This is a genomic window from Burkholderia sp. BCC1993, assembly GCF_905339865.1.
Classification (GTDB): domain Bacteria; phylum Pseudomonadota; class Gammaproteobacteria; order Burkholderiales; family Burkholderiaceae; genus Burkholderia.
In genome coordinates, this window is sequence record NZ_CAJPGZ010000002.1 from 309701 (window position 1) to 326881 (window position 17181).

Here is a 17181-nt window from a genome sequence, read left to right on the forward strand (position 1 = left end):
GCAGACAAACGCTTTTTGTGTGGGCACAGGCGACAGATGGCAGCAGACAAATTTTCCGGTGAGCACGACGGCGACGCGCCGGCGCAGGCGAAGCGGCCGACCTATGTCGAGGTATCGAGCTCGATCGAGGCGGAAATCCGCAACGGCATGTACCCGCCGGGCAGCCGCCTGCCGCCGCAGCGCCAGCTCGCGACCGAACTCGGCATCAACGTGTCGACCGTGTCGCGCGCGTACAAGGAGCTGCAGCTGCGCGGCCTCGTGATCGGCAGCAAGCGGCGCGGGTCGCTCGTCACCGGCGGCGCGATGCCGAGCATCGAGCCGGCCCGTGCGTCGCTCGCGGCGGGCAACGGGGTGATCGACCTGACGGTGAACCGGCCGGCGACCGGCGAGTTTCTGGCGAGCCTCGCGCAGACGTTCGGCACGCTGCCGGCCGATCCACGGTTCGCCTCGCTGCAGGAATACCAGCCGCCGCAGGGCCCCGACTGGGCGCGCGCCGCGGGCGCGCAGTGGCTGGCCGCGCCGGGCTTCACGCCGTCGCGCGACCAGGTGGTCGTCACGAGCGGCGCGCAGCACGGGCTTTATGCGGTGCTGAACAGCCTGATCGGCACCGACGGCGTGATCGTCGCCGACCGGCTCACGTATTACGGCCTGAAGGCGCTCGCGCCGGTGTTCCAGTTCGAGATCGTCAGCGCGCCGGCCGACGACGACGGCCTGCTGCCCGACGAGATCGAGCGGATCTGCCAGCGCATGCCCGTCAAGGCGATCTTCGTCGTGCCGAACCTGCAGAACCCGACCGTGACGACGATGAGCCTCGCGCGCCGCATGGCGCTCGTCGACGTCGCGCGCCGCCATCACGTGACGATCATCGAGGACGACGTGTACGGGCCGCTCGTGCGCGACCGGCTGCCGGCGATCGCGGGCTTGTGTCCCGAGCTCACGTTCCATATCGGCGCGACGTCGAAGATCCTCGCGCCCGGGCTGCGCCTCGGCTACCTGAGCTGCCCGCGCGACAGCGTCGCGCTGTGCGCGGAAGCGGTGCGCACCACCGCGTGGATGCCCGCGCCGACGTCGATGCTGATCGCGACGGTGTGGATCGAGAACGGCACCGCCGAGCGGATCATGAGCGCGCAACTGGCGGAGATCCGCGCGCGCGTCGATCTTGCGCGGGAACTGCTGCCGGCCGGTCACCTGAAGTCGGATCCCGCGTGCATGTTCGTGTGGCTGCGGCTGCCGCCGCCGTGGCGCGCCGACGACTTCGCCGCGAACGCGAAGGCGCGCGGCGTGATCGTGATGCCGTCGTCGACGTTCGCGGTCGATCGCGCGGAAATCGAGCACGGCGTGCGCATCAATCTCGCGTGTCCGGCGACCCGCGACGAGCTCGTGAACGGGCTGCGGATTCTGGCCGGCACGCTGAAGGACCGGCCGCGCGCGCTGTTCGGGTCGATCTGACGCGCGCCGCCCGGCCGGGCCAACCCGCGACGACTTCGACGATCCGCCGCGGCAGCGGCGCTGTGCCGTCACGCAGGCGCGATATCGCGTGCAGCGGTGGCGGCTAGCGGCTGGCGGTTCGCTGCCTGTATCGGGCCGGCCGATGGTGATCCTCACGCCGGGGCGTCGGCGAACGGCCCGAGTGCCTTGTCCTCACCGGCGCGCGGCCGCACCTCGTCCGGGCCCGATTCCTCGACCATCGAGACACGCGCTGACGCGCGTGCCAATCGCCGCGGCGTTCTGGCGTGATTTTCACGGCGGGACGATCGCAGGTCGGCGCGACCCATCCCTGCTGGGCCAGTACTGCATTGCCGGATGCCGCAGACGCAACTGCGAACTGCGCGATCACGCGGTACCGCCCTCGAATCCCCAGCCACCGTATCAATTTCCCGGCCTCTGCGCCAATTCATAAGACGTACAGTTCGCCCGAAATCGCCGATTCGCGCCGAACTGTACTCTTGTGTGCGTATCCGATGTGTGTACTCCGCGCCAACTGTTCTGCTTTTAAGATTCGACCATCAAGTGCACAGTGCCGCAGGCCCAGACGTCACGGGCCGCCCGGCGCATCTTCAAAAGCGAGCCACTGCGATGGAAAAGGCAAAACCGGAGGGAGCAATCAGGCATCACGACAGCCCGGTCGGCGGGCGGCACACGCGCGTATCGGACGCGCACGGGGCGGCGGCGCGCATGCGCAGGCCGGCGGGGAGCATGCGATGAAGCTCTACGAAAAACTCGCGGACGACATCGAACGCCTGATCCGCCAGGGCGTGTACCGGCACGGCGACCGGATTCCGTCGGTGCGGCAGGCGAGCCAGCAGCACCGGATCAGCATCACGACCGTGCTGCACGCATACCTGCTGCTCGAAAGCCGCGGGCTGCTGGAAAGCCGCCCGCAGTCGGGCTACTTCGTGAACCTGCGGCGCGACGACAACCATGCGCCGGTGCGCGAGCTGCGGCCGTCGAAGCCGATCGCGATCTCGTCGTCGGTCGACATGAGCCGGCTCGTGCTGTCGACGCTGCGCTCGATCGGTACCGACGACGCGGTGCCGCTCGGCTCGCCATATCCGGACCCGAGCCTGTTTCCGTTCGAGAAGCTGAACCGCTACGCGTATGCGGCCGGCCGCGACAAGTCGCTGTGGGGCGTGACCGACGGGCTGCCGCCGGGCCATCCGCGCCTGATCCGGCAGATCGCACGGCGCTACCTGGAAAACGGGATGTCGGTCGACCCGAACGAGATCATCGTGACGGTCGGCGCGACGGAGGCGATCAACCTGTGCCTGCAGGCGGTCGCGAAACCGGGCGACACGATCGCGGTGGAGTCGCCGACGTTCTACGCGATGCTGCACGCGATCGAGCGGATGGGGATGAAGGCGATCGAGGTCGCCACGCATCCGGAATACGGAATCGACATCGCGGCGCTGGCGGCGATCGCGAAGTCGCAACCGATCGCCGCATGCATGGTGATGCCGAACTTCCAGAACCCGCTCGGCTTCCAGATGCCCGACGAGCGCAAGCGCGAACTGGTGGAGTTCGCGACCCGCGTCGACATGCCGATCATCGAGAACGGTGTGTATAACGAACTGTATTTCGGCGAGTCGCATCCGAGCACGCTGAAGTCCTACGACCGCAGCGGGATCGTGCTGCACTGCGCGTCGTTCTCGAAGAGCCTGACGGCAGCCTACCGGATCGGCTGGGCGTTGCCGGGCCGCTATCGCGATCAGGTCGAGAAGCTGAAGTTCCTGAACACGCTGGCGACGCCGTCACTGCCGCAGCTGGCGATTGCCGAGTTCCTCGAGCGCGACGGTTACGAGCATCACCTGCGGCGCTTGCGCAAGGCGTATGCGCAGCAGGCGAACCTGATGCGCGCGATGGTGTCGCGGTTCTTCCCGGAAGGCACGCGCATCTCGAGCCCGGCGGGCGGCTACGTGCTGTGGGTCGAGTTGCCGGCGCAGGTCGATGCGATGCGCTTGTACCAGCTCGCGCTGGAGCAGGGCATCACGATCGGGCCCGGCTACATGTTCTCGATCACCGACAACTACCGCAATTTCATCCGGCTGAACTACAGCAGCCCGTGGTCGCCGGAGATCGAGCAGGCGGTGATCGCGGTCGGAAAGCTCGCGGCCTCGTGCATGCGGTGAAGCGCAGGCCGGTGCGCGTCGCATGCGCCGGCCTGCTCGATGCCGATATCCGGGCTGAACTGCGCGCCCGGGCGTCGGCGTGCGGCGATCAGCGGCTGCCGCGCGCGATGGCCAGCATCACGCCGAAGCTGACGAGCAACACACCAAACGTGCGATCGATCCAGTGACGCAGGGACAGCAGGCGATCGCGGACGGCGTCGGCGGAGAAACAGAGCGCCACGAGACTGAACCACCCCGCGTGCGCCAGCGCGATGAACAGGCCGTAGCCGATCTGCACCGGTAATGGCGTGTCGGGGCGGACCGCCTGCATGAACAGGCTGACGATGAACACGGTGGTTTTCGGATTCAGCGCATTCGTCAGAAAGCCGGTGCGCAGCGCCGCCAGATCCGACAGGGGCGCGGCCTGCGTCGCGGGGCGGCCGTCCACGGGTTTCGCCGCGAGCATCTTCGCACCGAGGTAGATCAGGTAGAGCGCGCCGACGAGCTTCACGGCATTGAAGAGCCACAGCGACTGGCGGATCAAGAGGCCGACGCCGAGCAGCGTGTAGCTCACGTGAACCGTCACGCCCAGCCCGATTCCCCACGCGGTGAGCAGGCCCGAGCGGCGCGACAGCATCAGGCTGTTGCGCGTGACCATCGCGAAATCCGGCCCCGGGCTGATGACGGCCAGCAGCGTGATGGTGACTACGACTATCCATTCCGTCATTGCATCGTCCTTTTGAAATTCATCGTGATGAGCGAATATTAGGGATCACGATTCGCGAGGAAAAGCGATGTTTTCTGACCAGGATGGTGAGCCTGACTCACATGAGGTTCGAGCCAATCTGCCGTCGTTGATGGCCCTGCGCTGCTTCGAAGCGGCGGCGCGCCACGAGCATTTCAGCCGTGCGGCCGATGAACTGCATCTGACGCACGGCGCCGTCAGTCGCGCGGTGCGTCTGCTCGAGGACGATCTGGGCACGGCGTTGTTCGAGCGGCGCAGTCGTCGTGTCTTCCTGACCGATGCGGGCCGAAAGCTGGCGCAGGCCGTTCATGACGGCCTGCATCTGATGAAACAGGCCGCGCATGAATTGCGGACCGAGTCGGCTCGCGCGCAGCGTTGGGTGCTGTCGTGCGAACCGACGCTGCTGATGCGCTGGCTGATTCCGCGCTGGCCGGATTTCCAGGCAGCTTACCCGGGTGTCGATATCCATCTCGCCGCGGCGGGCGGCCCGTTCTCGTTCGACAACGGCATCGACATGGCGATTCGCCGCAATGACTTTGCGTGGCCCGCCGGCTATCACGCGGCGCGACTGTTCGCGGAGCAGGTCGGTCCGGTGTGCCGACCCGACAAGGTCGATACGTGGTTTTCAGGCAGTCGGCATGACCGCGCGTTGAAGCGGGGCGCGCCGCGACTGCATACCCGGACGCGGCCGGACGCATGGAAGGAATGGGCGGCGGCCGCGCATCAGCCGGCGGGAAGCGGACGCGGGCAGGTATTCGACCATTTCTATTTCAGCCTTCAGGCGGCCGTCGCGGGGCTGGGTGTCGCGATCGGGCCGTGGCATCTCGTTCGCGACGACCTCGAAAGCGGCGTGCTGGTCGCGCCGATGGGGTTCGTCGAAGACGGCTCGCACTATTGCCTGCTGACGCCGGAGCCCGTGAAGGACGGAAGCGCGCAGTCGGATCTGCTCGGCTGGCTGAAGGCGATGGCCTGACGTGTGAGCCGGACCGTTTTATGGCGCCGGCGACATCCAAAAAAAATGGCGCCGCGGCCATTCAGCCCGCGGCGCCATTGCGTGTTGCCACGACGGGCATCACCCGCCGTAGCGCGACAGCATGCTTAGATCTGCACGGTGTCGGCGACTTCCTTGAAGTCTTCGATCTGGTCGAAGTTCATGTACTGGTAGATCTTGTCGCCGTTTGCCGTGAGCACGCCCATGTCGGCCATGTACTCTTCCTTGGTCGGGATCTTGCCGAGACGCGAGCAGATCGCCGCCAGTTCCGCCGAGCCGAGGTACACGTTCGTGTTCTTGCCCAGGCGGTTCGGGAAGTTGCGGGTCGACGTCGACATCACCGTCGCGCCTTCACGCACCTGTGCCTGGTTACCCATGCACAGCGAGCAGCCCGGCATTTCGGTGCGGGCGCCGGCCGTGCCGAACACGCCGTAGTGACCTTCTTCCGTCAGCTGCTTCTGGTCCATCTTGGTCGGCGGCGCGACCCACAGCTTGACCGGGATGTCGCGCTTGCCTTCCAGCAGCTTCGACGCGGCACGGAAGTGACCGATGTTGGTCATGCACGAGCCGATGAACACTTCGTCGATCGTGGCGCCGGCGACCTCCGACAGCGTCTTCACGTCGTCCGGGTCGTTCGGGCAGGCGACGATCGGCTCGTGGATGTCGGCCAGGTCGATTTCGATCACGGCCGCGTATTCGGCGTCGGCATCCGGCGACAGCAGTTGCGGGTCGGCCAGCCACTGCTCCATCGCCGCGATACGGCGCTGCAGGCTGCGCGGATCCTGATAGCCCTGCGCGATCATCCACTTCAGCAGCGTGACGTTGCTGTTCAGGTACTCGATGATCGGTTCCTTGTTCAGGTGCACCGTGCAACCGGCTGCCGAACGCTCGGCCGACGCATCCGACAGCTCGAACGCTTGCTCGACCTTCAGGTCGGGCAGGCCTTCGATTTCGAGGATGCGGCCCGAGAAGATGTTCTTCTTGCCTTGCTTGGCGACCGTGAGCATGCCCTGCTTGATCGCGACCAGCGGAATCGCGTTGACCAGGTCACGCAGCGTGACGCCCGGCTGCATCTTGCCCTTGAAGCGGACCAGCACCGATTCCGGCATGTCCAGCGGCATCGTGCCGGTGGCGGCCGCGAACGCGACCAGGCCCGAGCCTGCCGGGAAGCTGATGCCGATCGGGAAGCGCGTGTGCGAGTCGCCGCCGGTGCCGACGGTGTCGGGCAGCAGCATGCGGTTCAGCCACGAGTGGATCACGCCGTCGCCCGGACGCAGCGCGATGCCGCCACGGGTGCTGATGAAGTTCGGCAGCGTCTGGTGCGTCTTCACGTCGACCGGCTTCGGATAGGCGGCGGTGTGGCAGAACGACTGCATCACGAGATCGGCCGAGAAGCCGAGGCACGCCAGATCCTTCAGTTCGTCGCGGGTCATCGGGCCCGTGGTGTCCTGCGAGCCGACCGAGGTCATCTTCGGTTCGCAGTACGTGCCCGGGCGCACGCCCTGGCCTTCCGGCAGGCCGCATGCGCGGCCGACCATCTTCTGTGCGAGCGAGAAGCCCTTGCCGCTGTCGGCCGGCTGGTGCGGCAGGCGGAACAGCGTCGACGGCGCGAGGCCGAGCGCTTCACGTGCCTTCGCGGTCAGGCCGCGGCCGATGATCAGCGGAATGCGGCCGCCGGCGCGCACTTCGTCGAACAGCACGTCGGACTTGACCTGGAATTCGGCGATCACGTTGCCGTCCTTCAGTGCCTTGCCTTCGTACGGGCGCAGTTCGACCACGTCGCCCATTTCCATCTGCGACACGTCGAGCTCGATCGGCAGCGCGCCGGCATCTTCCATCGTGTTGTAGAAGATCGGGGCGATCTTGCCGCCGAGGCACACGCCGCCGAAGCGCTTGTTCGGGACGAACGGGATGTCTTCGCCGGTGAACCACAGCACCGAGTTGGTGGCCGACTTGCGCGAGGAGCCGGTGCCGACCACGTCGCCGACGTAGGCGACCAGGTGACCCTTTTCCTTCAGCGATTCGATGAACTTGACCGGGCCGCGCTTGCCGTCTTCTTCCGGCGTGATGCCGGGGCGCGCGTTCTTCAGCATCGCCAGCGCGTGCATCGGGATGTCCGGGCGGGTGGTGGCGTCCGGGGCCGGCGACAGGTCGTCGGTGTTGGTTTCGCCCGTGACCTTGAACACGGTGATGGTCAGGCTTTCCGGCACTTCCGGACGGCTCGTGAACCATTCGGCGTCGGCCCAGCTCTGCAGCACGGCCTTCGCGTGTGCGTTGCCCTGGTCGGCGAGTTCCTTCACGTCATGGAACTGGTCGAACATCAGCAGGGTTTTCTTCAGCGCGTCGGCAGCGACGGCCGCGACCGCTTCGTCGGACAGCAGCTCGATCAGCGGCTGGATGTTGTAGCCGCCGAGCATCGTGCCGAGCAGCTCGGTCGCGCGCTCGCGCGAGATCAGCGGGCAGGCCGTCTCACCCTTCGCGACGGCGGCCAGGAAGCCGGCCTTCACGCGAGCGGCTTCGTCGACGCCGGCGGGCACGCGGTGGGTGATCAGGTCGAGCAGCGTCTGCTCTTCGCCTGCGGGCGGGTGCGCCAGCAGTTCCACCAGTTCGGCGGTTTGCTGGGCCGTCAGCGGCAGGGGGGGAATACCGAGCGCGGCGCGGGCGGCCACGTGAGCACGAAAGTTTTCAAGCATGGGGGGACCTGCTGAGATTGCGTTTCAGGGGAAGGGCTTTCCAGGCACGCCGAGGCTGCTGTTCCGGACACTGCTTCACTGCTTGGACGGGATTCTAGTCGCAATATGGTGAGGCGTCAAATGTCTTATGTCTTATATAAGAGTTGAGGAGGGCGCCTGACCGCGCATCGGACACAGGGGGCATCCGGCAAGGGGATTTCGGGGAACGATGGTGGGGCGTGGCGGGCTCGTCAGGCTGTTGCGCGTGTCGGATGCGGCGCGGCCATTCACCGGACAAACAGGGGCGACGACCGCCGCAGACTCGGGCGGCCGACATGCCGTGAGACCGTTGTTTCAGTGGCCAACCCGATAGACGCGCCCGCTATGCACACCCTCCACGCTGCGTCGATAGGCCATTGCCACGCGTGTCGCCGGCACGCCCTCGTAGCCGGGAAAGAACGGACCAAACCGGTCCATGGATTCGATCAGCATGGACGGACTGACGGCATTGATCCGGATGCCCCGGCGGAAATCGCATGCGGCGGCACGCACGAACCCTTCGATCCCGGCATTCGACGCCGCGGCATGGGCGCCCTGCGCAATCGGATCGTCGACGGCGATCCCGGAGGTCAGCGTGATCGAGCCGCCGTCGCTCAGGTAATGCTGACCGATCAACGCGACGCGCACCTGACCGAGCAGTTTGTCCTGCAAGCCGCTATGGAAATCGGCTGCCGTCATTGTCTCGACCGGAGCCAGAATGACATTGCCTGCTGCAACGACGATGGCATCGACGGGGCCGATCTGCTCGAACAGCGCGCTCACGCTGTCATCGCGGGTGATGTCGACTTGATGGTCACCCCGGGTCCGACCGACGCGAATGACCTGGTGTTTGGCGTCACGCGCAAGCTCCTCCACCACGGAACGACCCACGTCCCCACCGGCACCGATTACGACGATCTTCATGGAACACTCCTTTTCGAATTCAGGTTGAAACGTCGCCATTCTTCCCCGAACCGAAGCTCCCATAAATGTGCTCTAATTTTCGACACTGCTAACCCACAGTTCGCAATATGGACAGACTGCGTGCCATGGAAACCTTCATTGCCGTCGTGGAGGGAGGCAACTTCACCGAAGCGGCGCAACGGCTGCACCTATCGGCGGTCATGGTCGGCAAATATGTGCGCGAACTGGAAGAGCGTCTCGGTGCGCGCTTGCTTGAGCGCACGACACGGCGCCAGAGTCTGACTGATGCCGGCCGCGTTTTCTATGAAGATGCAAAGCGTGCGCTCGAATACATGCGTATCGCCGAAACGTCGGTCGAGCGGCTACGCGCGTCACCGTCCGGCACGTTGCGCATCAGCGCGCCGCTCACCTTTGGCGCTTGTGTCGTTGCCCCGCTGGCCGCGACGTTCCGGCGGATGTATCCGCTTGTGCGCGTGGAACTGGAATTGAGCAATCGCAACGTCGACTTGATCGACGAGGGATTCGATCTGGCGATCCGCATTGGTGAATTGGGCGATGCCGACCTGGTCGCGAAGCCGTTGACCCTGTACCGCATGGTGATCTGCGCGTCGCCGGGCTATCTCGCTCAATACGGGTGTCCGGAGACGCCGCAGGATCTGAGCGCCCATCATTGCCTGTCTCATACGGTATGGAACAGCCGTGGCGGCTGGCAGCTCGATGAGGGGGACAGCCCGCGCTTCGCGACGGAATCGGTGTTCACGTGCAATGACGGCAACGGCTTGCGCATGGCTGCAATCGCGGGAGCGGGATTATTGCTGCAACCGGAGGTCCTGGTGGCCCACGATCTGGCAAGCGGAACGCTGATACAAGTGCTGCACGCCTACTCGCCTCAACCACACCCGGTCCACATCGTGTATCGACACGACCGGCGCCCGCTGCCGAAGCTCACCCGATTTGTTGAGCATTTGCTCGAGCATGTGCCGCAACGAGAGGCGTCCTCGCGCGCTTTTTCCGCTTGACGAGCATGCGGATCATCCGCCCGTCACCGGCGGGAAAAACGCCACCTCGCTATCCTCCCGCACGACGAACCCGCCGGTCACCATCTCGAGATTCACGGCCGCCCGCACGGGCCGGTCCATCCGCAGCGCTTCGCCGCTGCGCGCGTCGCGTGCGGCGAGCATGCCGCGCAGCGCGTCGACGGTGACCTCGTGCGCATCGATCTCGACGACTTCCTGATCGATATGCAGCTGTTCGCGAATGCTCGCAAAGTATTTGATCGTCAGTTTCATTGAAATGTCCCGGGCGAAATCGGCGAAATCGGCGAAATCGGCAAAATGGGCGGAATCGGCAACGCATTGACCGGCACGCTCAACCCCATCGCCGCATCGCCTGATCGTCATGCGCCTTCGGCTCGACCCAGCCGGCCACGCCGTCGTGCCGGATCTCCTTCTTCCAGAACGGCGCATGCGTCTTCAGGAAGTCCATGATGAATTCACACGCATCGAACGCCGACGCACGATGCGCGGCGGCCACCACGACGATCACGACCGGCTGGCCGAGCGGAATGCGCCCGACGCGATGCACGATCCTGACCGCTTCGAGCCGCCAGCGCGCGCTGGCTTCCTCGACGATGCTCCAGAGCGCCTGCTCGGTCATCGTCGGATAGTGCTCGACTTCGAGCGCGATCACGTCGTCGACGTCGCCTTCGTTGCGCACGACACCGAGGAAATTCACGACCGCGCCGACATTCGGATTACGAACGATCGGTGCGATCTCGGTGCCGGCATCGATCGCCGCGTACTGCACACGCACCTCGAAGCCGGCGGCAATCGCCGGCGGCGGCTCGGCGTGCGGGTCGGCGGGTTCGGCATGGGTGGCGTCACGCAACGGATCGTCGGGTGACGCGGCACGGGATTCGGTGAAACTCGTCATGACGGTTCTCCAGTAAGCGGTGCGCGCAGCCAAGCGCGGCAGCCGTCAGCCGCCGACGAGCGACATGCGCACGGTCGGATAGGTCTTGCCCGACGGCCGGGCCGCACGCGTGGCGCGCCGCTCGGAATAGCGGTCGTCGCGGCGCGTCCATCGCGCGCGCACGGTGTCGGCGAGGTGGTCGACCGATGCGCCGTCGTCGAGCCATGGCCGCAGGTCGGTGCCCTGCGTCGCGAACAGGCACGTATAGAGCTGGCCGTCGGCCGACACGCGGGCGCGCGAGCACGTGCCGCAGAACGGATGCGAGACGCTCGCGATGAAACCGACCTCGCCCGCGCCGTCGATGTGCCGGCAGCGGATTGCGGTGGCGTCGTGACCAGGTTCGCCGACGAGCAAGAGCGGATAGCTCGCGTCGATGCGTTCGCGCATCCGCGCGGCCGGCACGACCTTGTCGCCGGACCACGCGCTCGCGCCGCCGACGTCCATGTATTCGATGAAGCGCACGGCCACGCCGCTATGACGGAAGTGGCGCACGAGCGGCAGGATCTGGTCGTCGTTCGCGCCGCGCTCGATCACGGCGTTGACCTTCACGGGCGCGAGCCCGGCCGCCTGCGCAGCCTCGATGCCGGCCAGCACGCGCGCGACCGGCACGTCGGTGTCGGTCATCCGGCGGAACACGGCGTCGTCGATCGCGTCGAGGCTCACGGTCACGCGAGACAGGCCCGCATCGCGCAGCGCGCGCGCCTTCGCGGCGAGCAGCGAGCCGTTGGTCGTCAGCGCGATTTCGACGGGCTTGCCGTCGACGGTCGTCAGCGTCGCGAGCCGTTCGATCAGCGCTTCGAGGTTGCGGCGCAGCAGCGGCTCGCCGCCGGTGAGGCGGATCTTCTCGACGCCGAGCGAGACGAACGCGCGCGCGATCTTCTCCAGTTGCGCGAACGACAGCCGCTCGGACGACGGCATGAACGCATAGTCGGGCCCGAAGCTGTCGCGCGGCATGCAATAGCCGCAGCGGAAGTTGCACTGGTCGATGACGGACAGCCGCAGATCGCGCAGCGGCCGTGCGAGCGTGTCGAGCGGGCGGGAGAAGGCGCCGGGCGATGCGCCGCCGGATGCAGTGGCGGCCGGTGCGGAAGCGATGGCATTCACGATCGGTTTTTCGACCTGCATGAAGTGAGCGGAACGGCGTCGCCGATCGGCCGCCTATGTGCCGACGTGTCGGCGCACAGGTCGTGACGAGCCTCTTCGTGAGGATAGTCCGCCGGATTTTCCCGACAGAGACACAATCCCGCCCGAAATGCAGGAATACAGTTCGTGATCCTGCCTGCACGCAAGGCGGACATGACGCGCATGGGCATGCTCACGCGAGCCAGTGCGCGAAATCGTAATACGGCACCGCGTCGCCGCGCGCGATGCGTCGGCCGGCCGGCAGCCGCGCGAGCCCGCTCGCCTGAACGAGCGATTGCAGCGTGCCGGCGCCTTGTTGCCGCAGCGTATCGAGTACGGGCGCGCCGTTGGCGTCGAGGGTGCGGCGCACGCGGACGAAGCGCTCGCGCTGGGCATCGGGTTCGACGTCGATGTCGATCGGCAGCGACGGTGCGGCCGGCAGGCAGTCGTCGCGCCCCTGCAGGCAGCGGATCAGCGGCGCGACGAACAGCGCGAACGCGATCGTCGCGGCGCCCGGATTGCCGGGCAGCAGTACCACGGGCCGATCGTCGAGCCGCGCGAGCGCGACCGGCTTGCCGGGTTTCATCCGCACGCCCGACACCACGAACGACGCGCCGAGCGCGGTCAGCGCGGGACGCAGCAGGTCCTTGTCGCCGACGGATGCGCCGCCGACGCAGACGACCAGGTCGCAGCGCGCGGCCATGCCGCGCAGCGCCTGATCGACGGCGGCCGGCGTGTCGGCGGCGTGCTCGCTCGCCGCGACGCCGGCACCGGTTCCCGACACCAGCGCGGCGAGCATCGGCGCGTTGCTGTTGTAGATCTGCTGCGGCGCACGCGGCTGGCCGCACGGGACGAGCTCGTCGCCGGTCGTCAGGATGCCGACCCGCAGTGGCGGCCGCACGTCGATGCGCGCGCAACCCTGCGCGGCGGCGACGCCGACGTGCATCGCGCCGAGCCGCACGCCGGCAGGCATCAGCAGGTCGCCCGCGCGCGCTTCCTCGCCGCGGCGGCGGATATGCGATCCGCGGCGCTGCGGTGCGTCGAACCTGGCCCAGCCGTCCTGTTCGTGCGCGTGCTCCTGCATCACGACGGTGTCGGCGCCGGGCGGAATCAGGCTGCCGGTGAAGATCCGTGCCGCCGTGCGCGGTGCCAGCGGCGCCGGCGCGTCGCCCGCATAGCAGCGCTGCGCGACGCGCAGCGGCTCGCCGTGTTCGAGGTCCGCGTGACGGACGGCGTAGCCGTCCATCGCGCTCTGGTCGGCGGGCGGCTGGTCGAGCACGGCGGTGAGCGGCGTGGCGAGCACGTGGCCGGCCGCCTGCGCGACCGGGATGGAGACAGCCGCATGCGGCGGCGCGAACACGCTGGCGAACTGCCGTTGGGCGGTGTCGAAATCGGTCAGGGGTTTCATCAAGCGGTGAGCGCCTGCGGTTGCGCAGGCGCCGGTTCGGGTAACGGGAGCGGGTCGGGCGACACGTATTCGACGAAGCCGTCGTTGCGGCAGAAGCCGAGCAGCCGCACGCCGGCTTCGCGGGCGACGTCGATCGCGAGCGAGGTCGGCGCCGAGATCGTCGCGATCATCGGGATGCCGACGCGTGCCGCCTTGCGCACGAGCTCGTAGCTCGCGCGGCTGGACAGGAACACGAAGCCCGCGCCCAGGTCGGCGCGGCGCCGCGCGAGCCGGCCGATCAGCTTGTCGAGCGCGTTGTGGCGGCCGACGTCCTCGAAGACTTCCAGCACCGTGCCGTCGCGTTCGCACCACGCGGCCGCGTGGATGCCGCCGGTCGCGCGCATCAGCGGCTGCCGCTCCGGCAGCGCGCGGGCGGCGCGCGCGACGGCGTCGGCGCCGATGCCGGCCGCCGCGCCCGCGGCCGCGATGCGCGGCGGATGCAGGTCGAGCTGCGCGATGCTCTCGATCCCGCAGACGCCGCAGCCGGTGCGGCCGGCCAGCGCGCGCCGGTGCGCCTTCAGCGCCATGAACGCCTGCTGCGCCACGGTGAGCCGCACTTCGGCGCTGCCGGGCCGGCATTCGCTTTCGATATCGAAGACGTCCGACGCGCGCTCGACGATCCCTTCGCTCAGCGCGAAGCCGAGGCCGAACGCGTCGAGGTCGATCGGCGTCGCCATCATCACCGTGTGCGCGATGCCGTTGAATACGAGTGCAACCGGCGTTTCGTCGACCACGCGATCGACGGTGGCCCGCGCGTCGCCGGCACGATGACGCGTCACATGACACGCTCGGGTGCCGGCCGGATCGTCGGGGCGGTCGCTGGGTTCCATGCGGGTTTCTCCAGGGGGATCGGCCGGCGCGGGCGCCGGGCGATCGAAACGGATTCTGCGGGGGTGGTGCGCGGGGTCGCGCTCGCTCGCCACGGGCAGGCTAGGAGCCGATGGTACGGGCGTTCGGCCGTGCCGCGGATGCACAGCGTTGCAGTGCGGAAAGCAGTACAGCTGACGCCCTCCGGCACGCGAATCGACTTTTCCGTGCACACATCTCCGGCCCCCGGAAAAGCACAGTTTCAGCGCACGTTCGCGCGATTGCGAGTATCGTCTGAAACGCGATATCGTCATTCACGCTTCGTTGCCGTGCACTGCGATCCGTCGTTGTGTGCACGTGCCGTCGCGAAGCCGTCGCGCGATTTCCTGCTTCGAGCTGACGTCCTCACAACCACGAGCAAATTACGGTCATGGAAATCTTCGATGCGTTCCATCTCGCCCGATTGCAATTCGCGTTCACGGTGTCGTTCCACATCGTGTTTCCGGCGATCAGCATCGGCATGGCGAGCTTCCTGGCGGTGCTGGAATGGCGCTATCTCGTCACCGGCGACGCCGCCTACAAATCCATGTTCCAGTTCTGGTCGAAGATCTTCGCGATCGGCTTCGGGATGGGTGTCGTCTCCGGCGTCGTGATGGCCTACGAGTTCGGCACGAACTGGGCGGGCTTCTCGCGCGTCGCGGGCAACATCACCGGCCCGCTGCTCACTTACGAAGTCCTGACGGCCTTCTTCCTCGAAGCCGGCTTCCTCGGCGTGATGCTGTTCGGCTGGCAGCGCGTCAGCCCGCGTGCGCACTTCTTCGCGACGCTGATGGTCGCGGTCGGCACGCTGATCTCGACGTTCTGGATCCTCGCGTCGAACAGCTTCATGCAGACGCCGCAGGGCTACAAGATCGAGAACGGGCTCGTCGTGCCGGTCGACTGGTTCAAGATCATCTTCAACCCGTCGTTCCCGTATCGCCTCGTGCACATGACGATCGCCGCGTTCATCGTCGCGGGCTTCATCGTCGCCGCGTGCGGCGCGTGGCACCTGCTGAAGGGGCGCCGCGACGAGCCGGTGAAGCGCAGCTTCTCGATGGCGCTGTGGATGCTGCTGCTGCTCGCACCGATCCAGATCGTCGTCGGCGACGCGCACGGGCTGAACACGCGCGAATACCAGCCGGCGAAGATCGCGGCGATCGAGGGGCTGTGGGAAACCGAGAAGGGCGGCACCGCGCTGAACCTCGTCGGCCTGCCCGACATGCAGGCTGAGACGACGCGCTATGCGATCCAGGTGCCGCACCTCGGCAGCCTGATCCTTACGCACAGCTGGAGCGGCGAGATTCGCGGGCTGAAGGAATTCCCGGCGCAGGACCGTCCGTATTCGCCGATCGTGTTCTGGACCTTCCGGATCATGGCCGGCCTCGGGATGCTGATGCTGCTCACCGCGCTGCTCGGCCTGCTGCTGAGAAAGGGCGGACGCCTGTATGAAACGCGCTGGTTCCAGTGGTTCGTCGTGTGCATGGGGCCGTCGGGCATCGTCGCGCTGCTGGCCGGCTGGATCACGACCGAGGTCGGGCGGCAGCCGTGGACCGTATACGGCGTGCTGCGCACCGTCGATTCGGTCGCGCCGCTCAGCGCGCAGCAGGTCGGCGTGTCGCTGCTGATCTTCGTGGTCGTGTATTTCCTGGTGTTCGGGACGGGTATCTACTACATGCTGAACCTGATGAAGCGCGGACCGGCTGCCCATGCCGGATACATCGAGCTGCACCGGCATCCGGGGCTGCGCAAGAGCGCGCTGTCCACGCCGCTGAACGTCACCGAAGCGGAGTAAGCCATGCAGATCGATCTTCCTGTCGTGTGGGCCGCGATCATCGGCCTCGGCGTGTTCATCTACGTGATGCTGGACGGCTTCGACCTCGGCATCGGCCTGCTGTTTCCGTTCTTCGACGCCAAGGTCGAACGCGAAGTCATGCTGAATACCGTCGCGCCGGTGTGGGACGGCAACGAGACCTTTCTGGTGCTCGGCGGCGCGGGCCTGTACGGCGCATTCCCGGTCGTCTACTCGACCCTGTTGCCGGCGAACTACCTGCCGCTGATCCTGATGGTGGTCGGGCTGATCTTCCGCGGCGCGGCGTTCGAGTTGCGCGCGAAGGCGAACCGCACGCAACACCTGTGGGATCTCGCGTTCATCGGCGGCTCCGCGCTGGCCGCGTTCTGCCAGGGCGTCACGCTGGGTTCGCTGCTGCAGGGCATCCGGATCGTGAACAACCAGTTCGCGGGCGAGCCGTTCGACTGGCTGTCGCCGTTCAGCCTGTTCTGCGGGATCGGCGTGCTCGTCACCTATGCGACGCTCGGCTGCGGCTGGCTGATCCTGAAGGTCGACGGCGAGCTGCAGCGCAAGATGCGCGTGCTGATGAAGCCGCTCGCGGGCGTGCTGCTCGCCGTGATGGGCGTGGTCAGCCTGTGGACCGTGATCGGGCTGCCGGCCGTCGCGCACCGCTGGTTCGGCAGCGGCTACCTCGGCTGGTTCCTGCCGGTGCCGGTCCTCGTCGTCGCATGCGTGTGGGGCATCTTCCACACGGTGAAGCGCCGGCACGAGGCAACGCCGTTCCTGCTGACGCTCGCGCTCGTGTTCCTCGGCTATACCGGGCTCGTGATCAGCATCTGGCCGAACATCGTGCCGCCGTCGCTGACGATCTGGGATGCGTCGTCGAGCCATTCGAGCCAGCTGTTCGCGCTCGTCGGCACCGTGATCGTGCTGCCGATCATCCTCGTGTACAACGCGATGCAGTACCGCGTGTTCCGCGGCAAGGTGCGCGAGGGCGACGCCGGCTATCACTGACCGGCGCGGCCGGTGA

The 17181-nt window shown here is 67.0% G+C and carries 14 protein-coding genes; 6 read left to right on the forward strand and 8 right to left on the reverse strand.

The window, feature by feature from the left end; all coding sequences use genetic code 11:
* Positions 1-36: 36 nt before the first annotated feature.
* Both U4Y91_RS04200 and U4Y91_RS04205 read left to right on the forward strand, forming a co-directional pair.
* On the forward strand, positions 37-1449 hold the full coding sequence (locus tag U4Y91_RS04200) for a PLP-dependent aminotransferase family protein (RefSeq protein ID WP_321803523.1): 1413 nt from the start codon (positions 37-39) through the stop codon (positions 1447-1449).
* A 752-nt stretch (positions 1450-2201) separates the two neighbouring features.
* Complete coding sequence (locus U4Y91_RS04205) at positions 2202-3626, forward strand: PLP-dependent aminotransferase family protein (protein WP_321803525.1); 1425 nt, start codon at positions 2202-2204, stop codon at positions 3624-3626.
* 88 nt (positions 3627-3714) lie between these two features.
* On the opposite strand, the gene U4Y91_RS04210 is transcribed toward U4Y91_RS04205, so the two are convergent.
* Positions 3715-4332, reverse strand: a complete 618-nt coding sequence (locus U4Y91_RS04210) for a LysE family translocator (RefSeq protein ID WP_321803526.1) — start codon at positions 4330-4332, stop codon at positions 3715-3717.
* Between the two features lie 67 nt (positions 4333-4399).
* Between U4Y91_RS04210 and U4Y91_RS04215 the strand changes: the two genes are divergently transcribed.
* Positions 4400-5323, forward strand: a complete 924-nt coding sequence (locus U4Y91_RS04215) for a LysR family transcriptional regulator (RefSeq protein ID WP_321803528.1) — start codon at positions 4400-4402, stop codon at positions 5321-5323.
* Between the two features lie 125 nt (positions 5324-5448).
* On the opposite strand, the gene acnB is transcribed toward U4Y91_RS04215, so the two are convergent.
* Positions 5449-8034: a bifunctional aconitate hydratase 2/2-methylisocitrate dehydratase gene (gene acnB, locus U4Y91_RS04220; protein ID WP_321803530.1), complete on the reverse strand. Its 2586-nt coding sequence runs from the start codon at positions 8032-8034 to the stop codon at positions 5449-5451.
* 333 nt (positions 8035-8367) lie between these two features.
* Entirely contained in the window at positions 8368-8976 is a 609-nt protein-coding gene (locus tag U4Y91_RS04225; protein ID WP_321803532.1) for a short chain dehydrogenase, read from the reverse strand.
* Between the two features lie 107 nt (positions 8977-9083).
* On the opposite strand from U4Y91_RS04225, the gene U4Y91_RS04230 reads away from it, so the two are divergent.
* Complete coding sequence (locus U4Y91_RS04230) at positions 9084-9995, forward strand: LysR family transcriptional regulator (RefSeq protein WP_321803534.1); 912 nt, start codon at positions 9084-9086, stop codon at positions 9993-9995.
* Positions 9996-10007: 12 nt separating this feature from the next.
* Here the strand turns inward: U4Y91_RS04230 and U4Y91_RS04235 are convergent, their stop codons facing one another.
* From U4Y91_RS04235 to fdhD, 5 genes are all read right to left on the reverse strand, one after another.
* The gene (locus U4Y91_RS04235; protein ID WP_321803780.1) at positions 10008-10265 is read right to left on the reverse strand and encodes a MoaD/ThiS family protein; all 258 of its coding nucleotides are present in this window, start codon (positions 10263-10265) and stop codon (positions 10008-10010) included.
* Positions 10266-10344: 79 nt separating this feature from the next.
* Positions 10345-10908, reverse strand: coding sequence for a molybdenum cofactor biosynthesis protein MoaE (locus U4Y91_RS04240; RefSeq protein WP_321803536.1), 564 nt, complete (start codon positions 10906-10908; stop codon positions 10345-10347).
* Between the two features lie 45 nt (positions 10909-10953).
* Positions 10954-12072 (reverse strand): GTP 3',8-cyclase MoaA, encoded by a 1119-nt coding sequence (gene moaA, locus U4Y91_RS04245; RefSeq protein ID WP_321803538.1) that lies wholly within the window; start codon positions 12070-12072, stop codon positions 10954-10956.
* Between the two features lie 190 nt (positions 12073-12262).
* Positions 12263-13477 carry a gephyrin-like molybdotransferase Glp gene (gene glp, locus U4Y91_RS04250; protein ID WP_321803539.1) on the reverse strand — a complete coding sequence of 405 codons (1215 nt, stop codon included), beginning with the start codon at positions 13475-13477 and terminating at the stop codon, positions 12263-12265.
* Positions 13477-14346: a formate dehydrogenase accessory sulfurtransferase FdhD gene (fdhD, locus tag U4Y91_RS04255; RefSeq protein ID WP_321803540.1), complete on the reverse strand. Its 870-nt coding sequence runs from the start codon at positions 14344-14346 to the stop codon at positions 13477-13479. Before fdhD ends, glp begins: the two co-directional genes overlap by 1 nt.
* Positions 14347-14753: 407 nt before the next feature.
* Here fdhD and U4Y91_RS04260 point away from each other — a divergent pair, with 407 nt between their 5' ends.
* Both U4Y91_RS04260 and cydB read left to right on the forward strand, forming a co-directional pair.
* The gene (locus U4Y91_RS04260; protein WP_044848141.1) at positions 14754-16154 is read left to right on the forward strand and encodes a cytochrome ubiquinol oxidase subunit I; all 1401 of its coding nucleotides are present in this window, start codon (positions 14754-14756) and stop codon (positions 16152-16154) included.
* A 3-nt stretch (positions 16155-16157) separates the two neighbouring features.
* Positions 16158-17165 (forward strand): cytochrome d ubiquinol oxidase subunit II, encoded by a 1008-nt coding sequence (gene cydB / locus U4Y91_RS04265; RefSeq protein WP_321803542.1) that lies wholly within the window; start codon positions 16158-16160, stop codon positions 17163-17165.
* Positions 17166-17181: the final 16 nt, after the last annotated feature.